16 protein-coding genes are annotated in these 13,849 nt (G+C 60.4%); 9 read left to right on the top strand and 7 right to left on the bottom strand.

Annotated elements, in window-relative coordinates:
- The first annotated feature begins 6 nt into the window (after positions 1-6).
- The 9 genes from Q4S41_RS23320 to Q4S41_RS23280 all read left to right on the top strand — a co-directional run bounded on the left by Q4S41_RS23320 (position 7) and on the right by Q4S41_RS23280 (position 8,647).
- A complete protein-coding gene (locus tag Q4S41_RS23320) occupies positions 7-2,493 on the top strand; it encodes a TraG family conjugative transposon ATPase (RefSeq protein WP_305033542.1) in 2,487 nt (828 codons plus the stop codon).
- 62 nt (positions 2,494-2,555) lie between these two features.
- Positions 2,556-3,086 (top strand): hypothetical protein, encoded by a 531-nt coding sequence (locus Q4S41_RS23315; protein WP_305033541.1) that lies wholly within the window; start codon positions 2,556-2,558, stop codon positions 3,084-3,086.
- Between the two features lie 30 nt (positions 3,087-3,116).
- The gene (locus Q4S41_RS23310) at positions 3,117-3,764 is read left to right on the top strand and encodes a hypothetical protein (RefSeq protein ID WP_198070539.1); all 648 of its coding nucleotides are present in this window, start codon (positions 3,117-3,119) and stop codon (positions 3,762-3,764) included.
- 14 nt (positions 3,765-3,778) lie between these two features.
- Entirely contained in the window at positions 3,779-4,429 is a 651-nt protein-coding gene (locus tag Q4S41_RS23305; protein ID WP_198070538.1) for a hypothetical protein, read from the top strand.
- Positions 4,430-4,468: 39 nt separating this feature from the next.
- A complete protein-coding gene (traJ, locus tag Q4S41_RS23300) occupies positions 4,469-5,611 on the top strand; it encodes a conjugative transposon protein TraJ (RefSeq protein WP_198070537.1) in 1,143 nt (380 codons plus the stop codon).
- A 39-nt stretch (positions 5,612-5,650) separates the two neighbouring features.
- A complete protein-coding gene (gene traK / locus Q4S41_RS23295; protein ID WP_196294758.1) occupies positions 5,651-6,265 on the top strand; it encodes a conjugative transposon protein TraK in 615 nt (204 codons plus the stop codon).
- A 12-nt stretch (positions 6,266-6,277) separates the two neighbouring features.
- A complete protein-coding gene (gene traM, locus Q4S41_RS23290; RefSeq protein ID WP_305033540.1) occupies positions 6,278-7,486 on the top strand; it encodes a conjugative transposon protein TraM in 1,209 nt (402 codons plus the stop codon).
- A gap of 12 nt (positions 7,487-7,498) precedes the next feature.
- Positions 7,499-8,362, top strand: a complete 864-nt coding sequence (gene traN, locus Q4S41_RS23285; protein ID WP_201982562.1) for a conjugative transposon protein TraN — start codon at positions 7,499-7,501, stop codon at positions 8,360-8,362.
- 93 nt (positions 8,363-8,455) lie between these two features.
- Positions 8,456-8,647, top strand: a complete 192-nt coding sequence (locus Q4S41_RS23280; protein WP_305033539.1) for a hypothetical protein — start codon at positions 8,456-8,458, stop codon at positions 8,645-8,647.
- A gap of 14 nt (positions 8,648-8,661) precedes the next feature.
- Here the strand turns inward: Q4S41_RS23280 and Q4S41_RS23275 are convergent, their stop codons facing one another.
- The 7 genes from Q4S41_RS23275 to Q4S41_RS23245 all read right to left on the bottom strand — a co-directional run bounded on the left by Q4S41_RS23275 (position 8,662) and on the right by Q4S41_RS23245 (position 13,818).
- Positions 8,662-9,390 carry a nucleotidyl transferase AbiEii/AbiGii toxin family protein gene (locus Q4S41_RS23275; RefSeq protein ID WP_198070533.1) on the bottom strand — a complete coding sequence of 243 codons (729 nt, stop codon included), beginning with the start codon at positions 9,388-9,390 and terminating at the stop codon, positions 8,662-8,664.
- Between the two features lie 8 nt (positions 9,391-9,398).
- A complete protein-coding gene (locus tag Q4S41_RS23270) occupies positions 9,399-9,749 on the bottom strand; it encodes a DUF6922 domain-containing protein (protein WP_305033538.1) in 351 nt (116 codons plus the stop codon).
- A gap of 167 nt (positions 9,750-9,916) precedes the next feature.
- On the bottom strand, positions 9,917-10,237 hold the full coding sequence (locus Q4S41_RS23265; protein ID WP_305033537.1) for an antitoxin VbhA family protein: 321 nt from the start codon (positions 10,235-10,237) through the stop codon (positions 9,917-9,919).
- 68 nt (positions 10,238-10,305) lie between these two features.
- Positions 10,306-11,397: a Fic/DOC family protein gene (locus Q4S41_RS23260; RefSeq protein WP_305033536.1), complete on the bottom strand. Its 1,092-nt coding sequence runs from the start codon at positions 11,395-11,397 to the stop codon at positions 10,306-10,308.
- A gap of 86 nt (positions 11,398-11,483) precedes the next feature.
- Positions 11,484-11,783, bottom strand: coding sequence for an antitoxin VbhA family protein (locus Q4S41_RS23255; RefSeq protein WP_196294766.1), 300 nt, complete (start codon positions 11,781-11,783; stop codon positions 11,484-11,486).
- A gap of 63 nt (positions 11,784-11,846) precedes the next feature.
- Complete coding sequence (locus Q4S41_RS23250; protein WP_305033535.1) at positions 11,847-12,125, bottom strand: hypothetical protein; 279 nt, start codon at positions 12,123-12,125, stop codon at positions 11,847-11,849.
- Between the two features lie 106 nt (positions 12,126-12,231).
- On the bottom strand, positions 12,232-13,818 hold the full coding sequence (locus tag Q4S41_RS23245) for a class I SAM-dependent methyltransferase (RefSeq protein ID WP_305033534.1): 1,587 nt from the start codon (positions 13,816-13,818) through the stop codon (positions 12,232-12,234).
- Between the last annotated feature and the right edge of the window lie 31 nt (positions 13,819-13,849).

Raw genomic sequence — 13,849 nt, 5'->3', positions numbered from 1 at the left:
CCGCTTATGAGCAATAAGGTTCTGCCCTCCGTTTCCCTCGAATCCAAGCAGCCCATCTACAAGGTGGAGAAGGATTGCCTTATCTCGAAAAATGCGGACGTGACCGTGGCGTTCCGACTGGATTTGCCCGAAATCTTTACCCTCTCCCGGGACGATTACGCCCAGCTGCAGGCGGCTTTCGTGAAGGCCGTGCGCCTGCTGCCCGACCATTGCGTGGTGCACAAGCAGGACTGGTACGTGGAGGATAAATACGCCCCCGGCTTCGAGGCCGAGCGCACGCTGCTTTCCTCAGCCTACGAGCGCCACTTCAACGAGCGGCCGTTCTTGAACCACTTCTGCTACCTCTACATCACCAAAACCTCGTCGGAGCGGCCCAACTGGGGCAGCACCTCGGGGCTGCTGGCCCGGCGCAACATCGTGCCCAAGGACATGCTCGACACCAAGGTGCTGGAAAGCTTTTTCGACAACGTGGGCCAGTTCGTACGCACGCTGGAAGGAGTGGGACCCACCAACGCGCCCTACATCCGCTCGCACCGGCTGACCTCGGATGAGCTGGCCGGTACGGCCGAAAAGGCCGGGCTGCTGGAAAAGTACCTGGCGCTGGACCTGTCCGACCAGGCGCTGCAGGTCGACCTCGACTTGACCGAAGGGCTGAAAGTAGGGGCGGAGTTCTGCCAGATGTTCTCGGTGGCCAACCTCGATGACCTGCCCACGTCGGTGGAAACCGACATTCGCTACGAGCAATACAGCACCGAGTACTCGGACTTCCCCATCAGCTTCGCCGCCCCGCTGGGGCTGCTGCTGGGTGCCAACCATATCCTGAACCAGTACGTGTTCCTGGATAACACCACCAAGACGGTGAAAACCTTCGAGCAGAAGAAGGACCGGCTCAACTCGCTCTCGCTCTACTCGCGGCAGAACGCCATCAACTTCGAGTATTACAATGCCTTTCTGAATGAGTTGATTGCCCACAAGCGCCGGCCGGTGCGGGTGCACTGCAACGTGCTCACCTGGGGCCGGCACGAGGAGGAGCTGACCGAGGTGCGCAAGCTGGTCAACGCCGCCTTCAACGCCATGAACTGCAAGCCGCGGCAGAACACGGTGGACATCGCGGCGCTCTACTGGGGCGGCATTCCGGGCAATGCCGGCGACTTCCCCAGCGAGGAAACCTTCTACACCTTCATCGAGCAGGCCGTCTGCTTCTGGGCCTGCGAAACCAACTACCGCAGCACCGGGGCCACGAAAGGCATCAAGCTCTCCGACCGGCTCAACGGCAAGCCCGTGCTGGTGGATATTTCGGATGAGCCGATGAAGAAGCAAATCATCTTCAACCGCAACAAGTTCGTGCTCGGCCCCTCGGGCTCGGGCAAGTCGTTTTTCACCAACCACATGGTGCGCCAGTACTACGAGCAGGGCGCCCACGTGCTACTGGTAGACACCGGCAACTCCTACAAAGGGCTCTGTGAGCTGGTGGGCGGGGTGTATTTCACCTACGAGGAGGACGACCCGATTGCCTTCAACCCCTTCCTGATTTCGGGCAAGCTGGACGTGGAAAAGAAGGAATCCATCAAAACGCTGTTGCAGGCGCTCTGGAAAAAGGACGACGAAAGCGTGAGCCAGTCGGAGTACGTGTCGCTCTCCACCGCCGTGAGCCTGTATTACGTGATGCTGGAAGCCAACGCGCTTATCAAGCCGAGCTTCAACACGTTCTACGAGTTTATTAAAGGGCCGTATCGCAAAATTCTGGAGGAAGAGAAGGTCCGGGAGAAGGATTTCGACATCGACAATTTCATCTACGTGCTCAAGCCCTACTACCGGGGCGGCGAGTATGACTACCTGCTGAACTCCGAGAAAGAGCTGGACCTCGTGCAGGCGCCCTTCATCGTGTTCGAGCTCGACAACATCAAGGACCACCCCATTCTGTTTCCGGTGGTCACGCTCATCATTATGGAAACCTTCATCTCCAAGATGCGCAAGCTGAAGGGGGTGCGGAAGATGATTCTGATTGAGGAGGCCTGGAAGGCGCTGACCACGCCGGGCATGGCCGCCTACATCAAGTATCTCTTTAAGACGGTGCGCAAGTTCTTCGGCGAGGCCATCGTGGTGACGCAGGAAATCGACGACATCATCGGCAACGAGATTGTCAAGGATGCCATCATCAACAACTCGGACTGCAAGATTCTGCTTGACCAGCGCAAGTTCATCAACCGCTTCGATGAGATTCAGGCGCTGCTCTCGCTCACGCCTAAGGAAAAAGACCTGGTGCTGAGCATCAACCGCGACAACAAGGCCACGCGGGGCCGCTACACGGAGGTATTCATCAGCCTGGGTGGGGTCGTGTCGAAGGTTTACGCCATCGAGGTGTCCAAGGAAGAATACGTGACCTACACCACCGAGGAAACCGAGAAAGTGCGGCTGTTTGAGAAGCTCAAGCAGACCGGCGATATGCCCACTGCCATCAAGCTCTTCGCCAACGAACTGCGCGAAGGGTAGGGCGGCTGATTTCAACCAAAGGGAAAAACATGAAAATGAGAATCACGCTTCCAATACTAGGCTTGGCCACTTTGCTAATTGGCTGCGGCTCCGACAAGGCTACGACGGCGATGGACAATAGAGCCGTCGAAACAGCTCCTCCAACCGTTTCCACCTCCCCCGTGGCCGTGGCCGCCGTGGCGTTTGCCGATAGCTTAGCGTCGGCTCCCAAAGCCGAAAAAGCTGACATCACCGCCGCCCGGGCTTTCGCGCAGGCCGTGAATACCTGGGAGACCAGCGACCTGAACGGTGCGGTGAAGGAGCACCCCGTGGTGGCCAACATCTGGAAGCGCTACCGCTACGTGCTGCGCACGGTAGTCCGCTCGCGGGGCATGAATCGCGTGAAGCCCGAAGATGTGGTCACTTGGAACGGCTTTACGCCGCAGTGCGAAGAAGCCATGAAAATGCTGCTGCCGCTCATCCAGGAGCCCAACGTGACGGCCACCCAGGCCCTGCCGACGCTGCAGAGCGTGGATTCTAGCATCGGTCGGGTGCGCTTCGCGGCCGAACGGCACATGATGTATTTGGAACACCCCTACACACGGACACTCTAGCGTCACCTCCTTCAACCACTTGCCTTCCCTATGAAAACGAAGATTGGCATCCTCAGCCTGGCGCTGCTGGGCTTCAGCGCCTCGAAAGCGTCAGCCCAGCTGGTAGTAACGGCCCCGGTGCTGGAAGTGCAAAGCGGCGTACAAACCGGCCTGCAGAACACCATGAAGGGGCTGGAAGCGGCGGCCAACAAGCTGGTAGCCCTGGGCGTGAAAGAACAGGAGCTGACCAAGACCTATTCGCTCAAGAACATGGAGCAGCACAAGGCCTGGTACGACGGGCTGCTGAAAGTGAGCAGCGCAGTGCGCGACTACCGCCGGGTGCGGGCCATTTACGCCAAGCAAACCCAGATTATCTCGACCTACTCCTCGGCCATCAATGTGTTGCGCACCTCGCGCTACATCACGCCGGCCCAGCTGACGGAGATGGTATCCATCTACACGAAGATGCTGGCCGAAGGAGCCAACACGGTGTCCGACCTGGCCACCATTACCAGCCCGTCCATGCTCAAGATGACCGACGCGGAACGAATGGAATTCATCGACACGCTGGACGCCAAAATCACTGACCAGCTGGGCCTAGTCAACTACTTCACCCGGCGCAACATGATGGTACTCAAGACCGCCCAGCAGGTCGAACAGGACCACCAGGCGCTGCTCAGCCTCATGGGCGCGCACTAACCCTTCCTCTCCCGATGAAAGCATTCACCACCATGTTGCTGCTTGGCCTGGGGCTGAGCGCACAGCAGGGCTTTGCCCAAGCTCCGGCCGTTATTTCCGCGCCCATCGCTGAATCCAGCTCGCGCAAGCAGATTGTGCACCAGGGCGTTTCGACCACCCTATTGGGGCGGGGCAAGGCCCTGGCCGGCGATATGCAAGTGGTAAGCGGCAAGATTAAGGGCATCGTGGACCAGACGCAGGCCCTGCACGCGCAGTGGTACAGCAGTTTGCTACAGATAAGCGCGGGGGTGCGCAACTACCGCCGGGTGCGGGAAATCTACGCCGCGCAGGCCTCGATGATTTCGCAGTTCAGCTCGGGCGTGGCCGACCTGCGCGGGCGCGGCCTCTCCCCAAATCAGGTAACCGAAGCGGCACAGGTGTACCAGGTGCTGCTGCAGGAAAACGTGGCCCTGATTGGCGAGCTGGCCACCATTATGACTACGAACCGGGCGGAAATGACGGACCCGCAACGCATCAAATTCATCAACAAGATTGGCGACAAGATGCAGCAGCAGCAATACCTGATGACCTATTACACCAATAAATGCCGCGCTGTGGCCCTCTCCCAGCAGCAGGCCATTCAGGACCGGGCGTCGGTGCTCACCCTCGTGGGCGCTAAGCAGTAGCCCTTTCGCTTTCATTCACCAGCCCCAAATCACCCGACTATGGAAATGAATTCCATCACCGCGCAAATGCTCGAAATGGAGCAGATGCTCAGCCGGCTTTATGATTCCATGCTGCCCCTGGTGGCGCAGTTCGTCACCCTGGGCCGGGCCGTGGGCGGGGTGGGAGCCCTCATTTTCATCAGCTCCCGGGTGTGGGGCCACATTGCCCGCGCCGAGCCTATCGACCTGTATCCGTTGCTGCGCCCATTTCTAATTGGGCTGGCCATCCTGCTGTTTCCGCAGCTGCTCGGCGGCCTGCGCGGCATCACCGGCGCGCTGGCATCAAGCACGGACTCGGTCCGGGTGGACCAGACCACCCAGATTACGGCCTTGCAGGACCAGAAAAAGGCGTTGTTGGCCGCCCGGCCCGAAAATAAGTACTTCGCCACGGACGAGGCCTACGAGAAGCGGCTCGACGAACTGGGCATGATGAACATGGGCCAGCAGCTGTCGCTCTCGTTTGATAAGCTCAAGTACGATGTGAACCAGAACTTCCGCGAGTGGATGAAGAACACGTTGGAGCTGTTCCATGTCGCGGCCCGGCTGCTCATCAACGTGCTGGCCACCTTCCTGCTCATCGTGCTGTCGGTGCTAGGACCGCTCACTTTTGGGCTGGCCATCTTCCCAGGCTTCGGCAACTCCATTCCTAAATGGCTGGGGCAATTCATCACCATCAGCCTATGGGTGCCCGTGGCCAACATTTTCGGAGCCATTATGGGCCAGTTTCAGATAATGATGCTACAGGGCGACATCACCCGCCTGACCTCTAACCAAGGCGTTGACTCGGCCGACTTCGGCTACCTCGTGTTTCTGTGCATTGCCATCACGGGGTACCTGATTATTCCCTTCATCACCGATATGATGATTGCGGCTTCCGGGGCAGGCCAGGCCGCCCGAGCCATGCAATCGGCTATGAGTGGTGGGGCGGCTATGGCTGGCGCGGCGGCAGGTTCAGCCGGGCGGGCGGGCGCGGCCGGCGTATCCGGGGCCGCATCGGGCCTTGGGGCGGCAGTTGGGGCCGGGCAGGCGTTAGCTGGCAATGCTGCCTCGGGCAACATGACGCGGAGTGAGGCCGCAGGTCACCGGGCTGGCACGGCGGTGCGCGAACGGGCGGCCAGCTTCGTCAACCGGCTACGGGGCTAGCCCTGGTTGCGCGGTGATTTCCCACTATTTCCTTTTCCCATGTTTGCTTCCCTCAAAACCATTGATTCGGCTTTTCAGCAGGTAAAAACCCTGGCGCTTATTTTCATTGTGGCCGTGCTGGTGCTGGCCGGCACCATCGCCTACTTCGCCTTCCAAACCACCAACGCCGCGGCCAATCGCATCTATGTGCTGGAAGGTGGGCAGCTGCTCACGGCTGGGGCGCGGGATGCGCGGGCTAACCGGCCGGTGGAGGCACGCAGCCACGTCACGCGCTTCCATGAGTTGTTTTTCACGCTCGACCCTGACCAGAAAGCCATCGACAGCAACGTCAATAAGGCCCTATACCTGGCTGATAACTCGGCCAAACGGCAGTACGAGAACTTCAAGGAGAAGGGCTTCTATAACGACCTGATTGCCGCCAACATCAGCCTGGAAATGACGGTGGATAGCGTGGTAGTGTCCAATTCGCGCCCGATGGTGGCGCGGTGCTACGGGCACCAGCGCGTCATTCGGGCCACCTCGGTTACCACCCGCAATTTCCTTTCCGAGTGCTCCCTGCGCGACGTGACCCGCTCGGAAAATAATCCCCACGGCTTTCTGATGGAAAACTGGCGGGTGCTCAAGAATGAAGACCTGAATACGCTTCCTCGCTAATCCTCCCCTGTTATGGCAACGGCAACCAACGCGCCGCACGACGCGCAATTTCTTCGCACCCGCAAGATGGCCACCTTTCTGCCGGTGGTAGGCGTGCCCTTTCTGGCCGTGATGTTCTACCTGGGCGGGGGCGGCCAGGGCACGCCGGCGGCAGCGCAGAACACCGAAACCGGCTTCAACACCAATCTACCCAAGGCCGAGAAAGGCACCATCACCAGCAGCAAGCTCGAAGCCTACGCCAGCCCGGTTGATACCCTGCGCAACCGGGGCCTGGTCGATGCCCGCCTCGATACGGCTTCGGGCTCGGGCCTTTCCTACGCGGTGGGGGCCGATGGCAAGGCGGGACCCAACGGCTCCGTCGATAAGTCGGTGGTTGAGGCCCAGCAGCAGCTCATTGCCGCACAGCAGGCCCAGATGAACGGCGGAGTTGCGCCCGGCACCGTAGTCCCTGCCACAACAGCCCCAGGGGCCCTCACCCCGCAGGAGCAAATGGAGCTAATGCGCAGCCAGCACGAACGCGACCTGGCCGAGCAGAAAGCCCAGCTGCAAATGGCGGCACTGCTGGCCCAATCGAACAGTGCCGGTGGGGGAGGAGCGGCCCCGCGCGCGGTTGCAGCCCTACCGAAAAAGAAGAAACCTACCACCCGGTTGCGGGCCATCGATGATGATGCCGTGGTGTCACGCCTGGGCTCCAACGGGCCGGGGCGCAAGCGCACGGCCTCTTTTCAGGGCTTTGATGCTGAAACCGGCACGGGTGGCGACGGAAACACCCTGCCGGCCGTCATCCACGAATCGCAGGAAGTGGTCAGTGGCTCACTGGTGAAAATGCGCCTCACCGAGTCGGCCGTCATCAATGGCCACTCTCTGCCAGCCAACACCTTTATCTATGGCAAGTGCAGCCTGGCTGGCGAGCGGCTCAGCATTGCCATTGAAACCCTCAAATCGGGCAACAGTGTGTTTCCGGCGGCGCTGGAAGTGTACGACGTGGATGGGCTGGAAGGCCTGCACATTCCCGGCGCCATTACCCGCGATGCCGCAAAACAGGCTGGTGCCGAAGGACTCGGTGCGGCCGACATGATGACGATGAGCGCCGACCCAGCCATGGCCGCGGCAGGCGTGGCGGTTAGCGCCGTGAAAGGCATTGGCCAGAAGAAAATCCGCTTGGTCAAAGTCCGCCTGAAGGCCGGCTACAACGTGATGCTCAAAGTAGATAAAGACTAACGACTCCTTCCCATGAAAACCACCCTATTTGCTACCAGCGCCCTTTTACTCGGCCTAGCGGCTGTTCCGGTGCAGGCCCAGACCTCGGCCGCCCGGATGCTGCAATACTCGGAAGCCAATAAGCTGCCGACCTATCCGCTCTATATCAGCGACCAGAAAACGACTCATCTAGTGTTCCCTTTTCCCGTCACTTACGTCGACCTGGGCAGCTCGGGCCTGATTGCGGCCAAGGCCACCGGCGCGGAAAATATCGTGCGGGTGAAAGCCGCTTCGGCCGGCTTTCCGGAATCGAACATGACGGTGCTCACCTCGGATGGAAAGCTGTACTCCTTCGTGGTGAACTACCAGCACGACCCTAAGGTGCTCAGCCTCGACCTGGGCGCGGCCGGCTCGGCTTCGTCGGCGCAAGGGGAAGCCATTTTATCGAACTCGCCCATCCCGCAGGGCAATCTGGATGCCTACTCCCGGCAAGCGCTGGCGGCGGGCGGTACCTCGGCCAGCGAGAGTGCCAACCAACTCAGCGTGCGCGCCGGCAACGTGGGCTACAAGCAGGAAACCCTGTTTTTTCCGCTGCACGTTGCCAACAAATCGAACGTGACTTACGACGTGGACTTCGTCAAATTCTACATTCAGGATAAGCAGGTGGCCAAGCGCACGGCCGAGCAGGCCTTAGAAATCACGCCCATTTACGTCTTCAATGGGGGCCTGAAAAAGATTGACGCCAAAGGCCAGCTCGAACAGGTCTACATCTTCAAAAAATTCACCATCCCCGAGCAAAAGCAGCTCATCATCGAGGTGTACGAAAAGGGCGGCGGGCGCAACGTCAAGCTCAAGCTTACCAACGCCGACCTGCTCAAAGCCCGGACTTTCAAATAGGCATTGTCAAGCTCAGCAGCTGGGCAGAAGCAACGAAAAGTGCCCGCACTGCGTTGCCTGCCTAGTTAGCGTGAAGATTTAACCCGTGTTGGTATGCGTAGCTTCCTGATTTTCGCGGCGATTATCGCCTTTCTGTATTCGTCTTGGGCTCCCAGTTGGGGCAGCACTGCCGCCACCTGGGGGCTGGTGCTCTTTGGCATAAGCAAGTTCTGGGGACTTTCCAGTAAGGTCACGCCGCCCAACCGCAATCCGTACAATCCCTACGAGCGGTACAAGCCTTTCTAGGCTATTTCTGCTGCTTATAACTTAAGCCCCCGGCGCTTCGGCTCGGGGGCTTTTTGTTGGTCTGGCAGTAAGGCTTTGGCATTTTCCTCTGCCATTGGCCCCAGCACCGGCATCACTAGCCGCTGCTCCACGATGGGTGGAAACAGGCGGTCGGGGCTGCGCTGCATCTGCTCCAGGCGCGCGGCAATGGCCGGCCAGCGGTAACCCTGCATTTCGGGCTTCATGTTAAAGTCGATGTCGCCGTGGAAGGCCAGGGCGCGGGGCACTTCGGATGATGATGTATTAAAGCGGCCTTCATAGGCTTGGCGCATCTGGTTCAGAGTGAGCTTTTCGCTCAGCGCGGCCACGTCCACGAAGTCGCGGAGCCTTTCGCCGCTCATCACCACACCGGCCAGCTTCATAGCGCCCAGGTCTTCGAGCGAGGCCAAGCGAATGTTGGAGTCGGGATAGAGCACGGGCGGTCGTAACAACGGGAAGCCATAATTCACCACATCGGTTTTCACCTGGCCGATGACGCCCTGGATGGCGGCCTTGTCCCATTCCGGTTCCTGGGCCCGCATTCGTTGGAGCGCGCCGTCGGCCCGCATCTCATATTTGCTTATCAGCAGGTCCTTGATTTCTCCGTCAATTGGGGTGGGGCCGTCCGAAAACAGGTCGAGGTCGCGGCTGCGACGGTGACCCAGATGTAACGCCAAAGCCGTTCCCCCTACCAGGACGAACGGCTTCAGCAAGGGCTCCTGCATGAGCTGCGCTAGGAGTTGAAGGTTTGCGGTATCGACTGCTTGCGCTGGTAGCATCTAAGCGTTTCCTTTTCGATGTGGAAGAACTGGCATACGGCCGCAATGGCGGCATCCGACATATAGGGTACCGTTTCAACGATTTCCTGCACGCGGGGCCTGCCGTAGTATTCCAGCATAGCGGCCCAGTCTTCTTTGCTCCCGCGCTGAATGACGCGCTGCACGATGGTACGCGCCATGGCCTGCGGGTCGATGGTTTCGGGGTCTACGTCCCACAATAGCGTGGGCAGGTGCTCGGCCAGGGGGGCCGGTACGACCTGCGGCTCGGGCGTTGCAACCGTAGCAGAAGGGGTGAGCTTTTCCATGAGTACAGGATGTGTGAGCCGGGGCTATTCGCCTTTCGTGTGACCGGGAAGCATATTCCCGAAAGCCGCATTGGGAACCAGAGGGAGAAAGGCAATACCAGGCCCTATTCTATTTAAACACCTTTTCAGGCCCTATAGTTGCGCTAAATCAGCCGGATTCAGTAAAGCTACGGCAGGCGAGGGCCTACGCTCGATTCATCAAAGTGCAGATATGGGTCGTACTGATGGGCCGGCTCTACTTGCGGGCCTGCTCCGGGCGCATACCTAGCGAAAGGGTCAAAGCCAGGAGCTGGCTGGTACTCGGCGTCGAGTGCGGCCGACAATTGCGCCAGGTCAATCTGCCCGGCAATGTATTGGTTCTGCAACTCCACCAGAAGGGCCGAGGGCGGTCGATTTTGGCTCATTGACACGCCAACTGCAAACTTCACCACCTCGCGTCGCTGCTGCTTGGTTTGCTCGTTTTCGGAGAAATAGAGTGCTTTTTCCACCACTACAAGATACGTATAAAAGCTTGCATCAGCGGCCTGGGCGGCACTAAAGCAGCTCGGTTTTGAACTCACAGCTTTGGACCTCGACGCCTAAGCTCCGGTGCTGTTTGCACCGGCTCGTCTTTGCTGGCTGCCGGTACTTTCGGTTGTTCCGGGCCGGTGGATGGCGCGGCCTGCAGCGGTGGCCCGACCACCAGTAGCACCACCGTAACCAGAGGTAACGCCTTTAACAACCGCGCCACGCGCTGGCGCAACCGGGCATCTTCCATCTTGGCGGGCATTTGCGCCAGCAGCTCGGCCCCGGTTTTCAGGATGGCCAGCCGCGCCGGCTGCTGCGCATCGGGATGCACCACGCCGCGGGTGCCCTGCATAATCTGCCGGGCTACCCCGGTGTGACGCCCTCCCAGCAGCGCGCGCCAGATAGGCTCCTGGCTCTGCTGTACCTCGCGCATGGCATCCACGCGCCGCAGAAACTCGGGCACTACCACGGGCGTGGCCGGGGCTAGCACCAGTTCCGGGAGCGGCGTGGTAATCTGGCCAAAAAAGGCGCGGAGCGGCTGCAAATCGGCTTCCGGGTTCCCGGTGGGCCGTAGAATAGCATAGTCCCGGGCCTGGTTGTATTGCTTGGGGTGCGACTGCGCGACGAGGTTCACGTCGTAGCCGGCATTCTCCGCCAGCACTTGAAAAGCCGCGCCCAAGGTCCGGCCATTGCCCTCCCGAAAGGCGTGGGCGTAGTTGTACTGGTCGAAATAGTAGGCCGCCCGGGCCACGAACTGGTCTTTATCCAGCCCCTTCAGAAAGCGCTCAGCGGCCAGCTGTTGCCCGATGGCATCCATTTGCGCGGGCAGTTGCTGGTAGCTGCCAAAGTACATGGTGTACAGGCCGGGACCGTCCTTATCGGCCGATGTTGACTTGGTAGCCTGAAACTCGCCCCAGGCGCGCGTTTCGCCGGCCCACGGGTACACATCCTGAAAAAGGTGGCGGTGCAATGCCTGCAGGCCCTGGGCATTGTGAGGCGTCACTTCCACGTGGCCGGCCAGCACCTCCAGCAGGCGGAAGTGGAAGCGGTTGCCTTCGACCTCGGCCAGCTTGTCCTCATCGGCAATGTTGAGCTTATTAATCAGGACACCGGTGTGGGGGTCGGTAAAACCGTCAGTCATAGAGGAAACCTGCGCGGGAACTGGGTAAGCAAGCAAAACGCCCCACCAACCGGCAGGGCGTTAGCGAATAGAATTGAAGCGAAGGGCTAGTGCGATAAAGAGCGGGCCTTGGTCACGGCGGGAGCCGGCCGGGGTGCCACCGCCAGGATGCCATCGGCTCCCCGCGTGGGTATCGGCTTCTGAGTCTGGGCTTGGTAATGCGCGTCAAGCTGCGCGTTAACCTCGGCCAGACTCAGCTCGCCGTTGATGTAGCGCTGGCTCAGCTGCTCGGCAAAGGGGCTCAGCTTGCGGTCCTGGGTTGCGTTCAGTGCGGCTGCCCGGTCCGACAGCGCCTGGCGCTGCTCGCGGGTTGCTTCCTTGGGGCCGAATTTTACGAGGGTATCCATGCTGTTTTGCCTGAGTGGTCTACTACGGCAAACGAAAGTTAGGCAAAAATGTGCCAAACCGGGCTACTGCTTCGCCCCGGCCGCCTGCGCATCGGCCAGGGCCGCGTCCAGTACCGTCTGCACGGGCACGGCCAGCAGCTCGGCTACCCGGAGCGCCTCGGCCACGGTCAGGCCGGAGGGGTCGGCTTCGCGCTGCTTGATGGTGCGGTAAGTCATTTGCAGGTGTTCCTGCAGCTCGCGCTCGGTGAAGGAGAAGCGGCCGTGGCGCAGCAGGTGGCTGAACTGCTGGCCCGCCGGCGGGGCAGCACCGGGCAGAGCCGAGGGAGGGGATGGGGTTTTCATGCAAGCAGTATAACGCTTCCCGGCATTACGGGAGAAGGAGCAGGGCGATAGTCCACTTCCCCGGTCACGTGCCAGCGGACAGTAGCCCGCCCGCTGGCATCGGTGCTCAGGCCGCAAGTTGCAGCTGCATTTGAGTGCCGGGCACGGCCAACGGCTCCGCTTCGGGCACTAGGGGGTGGGTCTTCGCGGTGGCGGCTTTGGCCTGGCGGGCGCGGTAGGCGGCCATTTCGGGGCCGGGCAGCCACTGCTTGCCGGCGCAAGCCCGAAGGTTGAACTCCTGCCAGAGAAATTCCTCGCGGAAAATCAGGTGCACGGTGCCTTTCTTGAAGGCCCGAATTTCAAAGAACCGGCTGTAGACCGTGTACACGCCGTTCGGGTTGGGGTTCTGATTGCCGTAGCGGTCAAGGGCGGTATCGATGCCCACGCAGGTATCGTAGTTCTCACCTGTCAGGTAGCACATCACCCGGTCGATGTCGGCGTAGTCGTCGCGGCGGCTCCAGTTCACCCGAAAGCCCTTGCCGGAGAAGCTTTCTTCCACCGCGTAGGGCAGAATCACCTTGCGGTTCACTTTCCATTGCGAGTTGGTTACCCAGCCCTCGACGTGCAGGCGGTTTTCCTTGTGGTACTTGGTAAAGGTGTCGAATACCGATTCCACGGCCTGTTCCATGATGGTTTCGCGGTTGTCGAGCACCAGCGCCACCAACTCAGCTACGGCCTCGTGAGTGAACTCCTGGTAGCCTTGGGCCTTGCTAAAGGCCGCGAAGTTGCGGCGCACGTCAGCCGTCATCAGCTTCTGGATGTTCACCTTATCGAGCACGAGCCCCCAGATTTGCTGGTTCATCTCGTCGGCGAAGTTGTTGTAGCTCGTGCGCAGGCTGCCGCGCTCCAAGCTGGCCTCGGCCAGTTTAAGCACGTCCTGGTACTCGCTGCGCAGCAGGCTTTTGGCGTAGAACTTCATGCCCTCGCGGGCCTGCAGGTAAGCGGCGTACTGCGCTTTCAGGCCCTCGTATTCGGCCGCCATGTTGCCGATAACATCGCGCGTGGCCACAGCATTGGCAAACAGGTTTTCGTTTAGCTCCGGCCCCCGGCGGCCCCGGCTGGTGAACTCGAACGTGAGGCGGTCCGCCTTGGCGGGTTTGTGCAGTCGCACCATACTTACCCCTACGTTGGTGGGGCGCTCGGCCTCGGCAAACACAGCCCCCAGCTCCTCACTGGTGCCGTGGTCCTCGATGAGGCGGGCCAGCAGCTGCCGGGTTTCGGTGTAGGGGTTGGCCAGCGTTTCGGTGTTGAGCAGGCATACTACGTCGCCGCCGGCAGCTACCACGTCCCAGGCCTTGAGCAAATGTCGGTCGCCGTTGGAAAATGGCGGGTTCATAATAATGAGGTCGAAAAAATGGTCGCCCCGGTAGTTCAGAAAGTCGTTGGCAATGACCTTGTAACCCTTGTCATGCAGCACGGCGCGCAGCTCGGGGTCGGCCTCACAGCAATACACGTTTTGCTTGCCGCTGCGGCTATGGTAATCCTCCCGGTCCAGCCAGGCCGTCAGCTCGTCCACGATGGCCCCGCTGCCGGCGCTGGGCTCCAGAATGGTAAGCTTGCGCAAAGCCGCGGCGGCCGGATTGTAGCGGCGGTACCGGTCGCCGCTCTCGGCTTCGTCGCCGGTAGGAGCGGGATTGAAAAACGGTTCGAGCATGCGCTGAATAACGGCGGCCGGGGTAGGAAAG

Origin of the sequence: Hymenobacter convexus (assembly GCF_030580955.1) — a bacterium.
Taxonomy (GTDB): domain Bacteria; phylum Bacteroidota; class Bacteroidia; order Cytophagales; family Hymenobacteraceae; genus Hymenobacter.
This window is presented reverse-complemented; position numbering and strand designations above follow the sequence as displayed.

Coding starts and splice junctions, on each gene's coding strand:
- Q4S41_RS23320 (WP_305033542.1), top strand. CDS start 7: ATGAGCAATAAGGTTCTGCCCTCCGTTTCCCTCGAATCCAAGCAGCCC.
- Q4S41_RS23310 (WP_198070539.1), top strand. CDS start 3,117: ATGAAAACGAAGATTGGCATCCTCAGCCTGGCGCTGCTGGGCTTCAGC.
- Q4S41_RS23305 (WP_198070538.1), top strand. CDS start 3,779: ATGAAAGCATTCACCACCATGTTGCTGCTTGGCCTGGGGCTGAGCGCA.
- traJ (WP_198070537.1), top strand. CDS start 4,469: ATGGAAATGAATTCCATCACCGCGCAAATGCTCGAAATGGAGCAGATG.
- traK (WP_196294758.1), top strand. CDS start 5,651: ATGTTTGCTTCCCTCAAAACCATTGATTCGGCTTTTCAGCAGGTAAAA.
- traM (WP_305033540.1), top strand. CDS start 6,278: ATGGCAACGGCAACCAACGCGCCGCACGACGCGCAATTTCTTCGCACC.
- traN (WP_201982562.1), top strand. CDS start 7,499: ATGAAAACCACCCTATTTGCTACCAGCGCCCTTTTACTCGGCCTAGCG.
- Q4S41_RS23280 (WP_305033539.1), top strand. CDS start 8,456: ATGCGTAGCTTCCTGATTTTCGCGGCGATTATCGCCTTTCTGTATTCG.
- Q4S41_RS23275 (WP_198070533.1), bottom strand. CDS start 9,390: ATGCAGGAGCCCTTGCTGAAGCCGTTCGTCCTGGTAGGGGGAACGGCT.
- Q4S41_RS23270 (WP_305033538.1), bottom strand. CDS start 9,749: ATGGAAAAGCTCACCCCTTCTGCTACGGTTGCAACGCCCGAGCCGCAG.
- Q4S41_RS23260 (WP_305033536.1), bottom strand. CDS start 11,397: ATGACTGACGGTTTTACCGACCCCCACACCGGTGTCCTGATTAATAAG.
- Q4S41_RS23255 (WP_196294766.1), bottom strand. CDS start 11,783: ATGGATACCCTCGTAAAATTCGGCCCCAAGGAAGCAACCCGCGAGCAG.
- Q4S41_RS23250 (WP_305033535.1), bottom strand. CDS start 12,125: ATGAAAACCCCATCCCCTCCCTCGGCTCTGCCCGGTGCTGCCCCGCCG.
- Q4S41_RS23245 (WP_305033534.1), bottom strand. CDS start 13,818: ATGCTCGAACCGTTTTTCAATCCCGCTCCTACCGGCGACGAAGCCGAG.